This window comes from Pontitalea aquivivens, assembly GCF_046507575.1.
Taxonomy (GTDB): Bacteria; Pseudomonadota; Alphaproteobacteria; order Rhodobacterales; family Rhodobacteraceae; genus Pontitalea; species Pontitalea aquivivens.
In genome coordinates this window covers 1-237 of sequence record NZ_JBKFEY010000153.1, presented here as the reverse complement: position 1 = coordinate 237, position 237 = coordinate 1, and the positions used below count along the sequence as shown (strand labels likewise).

General features: G+C 63.3%; 1 protein-coding gene. It reads right to left on the bottom strand.

Translation table 11 applies throughout. The features are described from left to right. A partial coding sequence (locus ACK8OU_RS20610) for an enoyl-CoA hydratase-related protein (protein ID WP_410305188.1) occupies positions 1 to 237 on the bottom strand: 237 nt, incomplete at its 5' end.

The window sequence follows — 237 nt, the reverse complement described above, 5'->3', positions numbered from 1 at the left end:
CTACTTGCCCTGATAGATGCGGCGGAATTCGGGCTTGCGCTTTTCGCGGAAGGCCGCGCCGCCTTCCTTCGCTTCCTCGCTGGCGTAGTAGAGGGAGACTGCCGCGAAGCCCAGATTGCCGATGCCGCGGATGTTTTCGGTGTCTGCGTTGAACGAGCGCTTGGCGATGGCGATGGCCGTCGGGCTGCGCTCGACGATCTCTGCGCACCATGCGGCGACCTCTTCATCCAGCTTGTC